The 2,544-nt window shown below is 72.1% G+C and carries 3 protein-coding genes and 1 pseudogene; 3 read left to right on the top strand and 1 reads right to left on the bottom strand.

Translation table 11 applies throughout. From position 1 onward, the window contains the following. The 3 genes from ACFR9S_RS12210 to ACFR9S_RS12200 all read left to right on the top strand — a co-directional run. Positions 1-735: DUF92 domain-containing protein (locus tag ACFR9S_RS12210; protein ID WP_379818778.1), on the top strand; the 735-nt coding region annotated here is incomplete at its 5' end. Beyond that, a complete protein-coding gene (locus ACFR9S_RS12205; RefSeq protein ID WP_379732158.1) occupies positions 732-1,139 on the top strand; it encodes a GNAT family N-acetyltransferase in 408 nt (135 codons plus the stop codon). The genes ACFR9S_RS12210 and ACFR9S_RS12205, both read left to right, overlap by 4 nt. 69 nt (positions 1,140-1,208) lie before the next feature. Continuing rightward, on the top strand, positions 1,209-1,682 hold the full coding sequence (locus ACFR9S_RS12200) for a hypothetical protein (RefSeq protein ID WP_379732159.1): 474 nt from the start codon (positions 1,209-1,211) through the stop codon (positions 1,680-1,682). 6 nt (positions 1,683-1,688) lie between these two features. On the opposite strand, the pseudogene ACFR9S_RS12195 reads toward ACFR9S_RS12200, so the two are convergent. Further along, positions 1,689-2,544, bottom strand: a pseudogene (locus tag ACFR9S_RS12195) (DNA primase DnaG); the annotation flags it as partial.

The following is a 2,544-nucleotide window of genomic DNA, read 5'->3' as shown; positions in this document are numbered from 1 at the left end:
GCGGTCCACGTCCTCGACGTGGGGCTCGCGCTGGCCGTCGCCGCGTTCCTCGGCAGCGTCACCTACGCCACCGGCACGGCCTCCGTCGAGGGGATGCTCTCGGGCGTGTTACTGTGTCTGGCCGCCATCGGACTCGGCGGGCCGGGCTGGTTCGTCCTCCTACTCACGTTCTTCGGCGTGGGGACGCTCTCGACGAAGTTCCGCTACGAGGAGAAAGCCGACCGCGGCGTCGCCGAGGAGAACGAGGGCGCCCGGGGGCTGGGCAACGTGCTCGGTAACGCCGGCATCGCCCTCGTCGCGGTCGTCGGCTTCGCGGCCGCGCCCGAACTCCCGATCGACGCCGACCTGTTCCGGCTGGCGTTCGCCGGCTCGCTCGCCACCGCGACCGGCGACACGCTCTCCAGCGAGATCGGCGGCCTGTTCGACAGCCCGCGGCTGGTCACGACCGGCGAGCGCGTCCCGCCGGGGACCGACGGCGCGGTCACGTGGCAGGGCGAACTCGCGGGGGTCGTCGGCGCCGCGCTGGTCGGGGTGCTCGCGGTGGCGGTACTCGGCCTCACCCGCTCGCCGCCGGTCGTGGTCGCGCTCGTCACCGTCGGCGGGGTCGTCGGCATGACGGCCGACAGCCTGCTCGGCGCCACCGTCGAGGGCGACCGCCTCGAGAACGAGACGGTGAACCTCCTCGCGACGCTGTCGGGCGCGCTGGCGAGCGTCCTGCTCACGGTCGTCCTGTGATCCGCGAGGCTCGTCCCGAGGACCGGGCGGCCGTTCGCCGCCTCCAGCAGTACCTCCCCGAGCCGGCTCCGGAGCTGCTCGACCCGGTCGCCGGCGGCGAACTGCTCGTCGCGACCGACGAGGGAGCCGTGGTCGGCTACCTCCTGTGGTTCCCCGGGGAGCCGACCTACGCCGCCGAACTGGTCGTCCACCCCGACTACCGCCGGGCGGGCCGCGGCCGCGCACTGTTCCGCGCCCTGTTCGATCGGCTTGCTCCCGGCACCGAAGTGACGCTGAGGGTCGCCGCCGAGAACGAGGGGGCACAGGCGCTCTATGAGGAACTGGGCTTCGAGCGCGTCGCCGTCGAGCTGGACGCCTACGACGGCGACGCCGGCTACCTGATGCGTGCGGTCGTCGTCGGCTGACCGATAGCCGGAAATCGTGCCTCGATACGTACGTATACGTTGGTGGAGTCAACAGTGACACGTGTCCCCATGCCGAAGAAGCCGTCCGACTCCCGGGCCGTCGAGTACTTGGCGGAGAAGGGACCCTCCCCGCGCAAGCAGCTCCCGGTACAGAACCTCGCGACGAACGTCCGCGCGCTGATCGGAACGCTCAACATCTCCGGCGGCCCGGGCGGCGGCGGGTCAACCGAGGGCGTCGCCGGCGGCCTGACCGAAGTCGCGTACCTCCGTGACAGCCACGATCTGGAGACCGTCGTCCGGGCGTGGATCGAGGTGAACGAGGCGGAGGTCGAGCAGCTCCCCGCCGACTCCGTCCGGCGGCGCCTGCGTGCCTCGGTGCCCCGCGAGCAGCGCGACGTGGTCAGCGAGGTGCTCTCGGAGGCCGGCTACGAGGTGGACTACACCGACCGCGGCGGCAGACAGACCGACCCCTTCGAGTGTAGCCTCTGTGGCTCCTCGGTGCCCGACATCGCTTCCCACCTCCCGAAGTGTCCGGAGCGGTAGGGCCGGTCAGGAGAGGAACCCTTCCACCGGCCGGACGTGTGGGGTCACGGGCTGTTTGACGAACTCGCCGGTCGTGCGGGCGACGGCGTGCTGGAGGTCGCGGTCGGCTGCGGCGTCGAGGACGCGCTGGACGAGTTCGCCGTCGAGTACCAGCGCGTGGGCGCCCTCGGCGCCGTCGACGGTCTCGTAGGCGTCGCCGGCGGGCGCCTCCGTCAGCGTCGTCAGTTCCTCGTCGAGCAGCCTGACGGTGCCGGCGTTCTCGCCGACGACCTCCCGGACGTGTTCGGCCAGCGTCGGTGTCGCCGGCTCGGCGGGTTCGTCCGTCGTCTCTTCGGTCGTCTCGGTCGTGCTGTCGACCTGCTCGACGAGTGACTGCTCGGCGATCGCCGCCCCGTCGGTCACGGGCCTCTTCGACGACTCCTCGTCGGCCGGACCGCCCGGCTCGTCGGGGCCGCTCGTGTCGTCGTCGCCGATCGACACCGCGTCGCCGCCGACGATCGGTGGCTCCTCCGCGCTTCCTGTCTCGCGGACCGTGTCGCCGGTCACGACCTCGCGGGCCGACTCGGCGTCGCCGGCCTCCCGGGCGCGCTCGTACACCTCGTACGGCGTCTTCTCCCGTAGGGCGGCGAGCAGTTCGCCGCGGCGGAGTGAGTCGACGGACTCCCCCTCGGGCGCGAACGCGACGAAGTCCACGTCGCCGACCTGCCCGAGTTCGCGGAGGATCAGTTGCCCGCCGCGGTCGCCGTCGAGGAAGGCGGTCGTGGTCCGCTCCGTCGTGAGTTCGGCGACCTCCGCGGGGACGTTGGTGCCCTCGACGGCGACGGCGTTTTTCACACCGAACTCGAGGAGGCGGGCCACGTCG

Origin of the sequence: Halolamina salina (assembly GCF_042678005.1) — an archaeon.
Taxonomy (GTDB): Archaea; Halobacteriota; Halobacteria; order Halobacteriales; family Haloferacaceae; genus Halolamina; species Halolamina salina.
Note: the sequence above shows the minus strand (reverse complement) of the source record. Positions and strands in the feature narration are given on the sequence as shown.

Coding starts and splice junctions, on each gene's coding strand:
- ACFR9S_RS12200 (WP_379732159.1), top strand. CDS start 1,209: ATGCCGAAGAAGCCGTCCGACTCCCGGGCCGTCGAGTACTTGGCGGAG.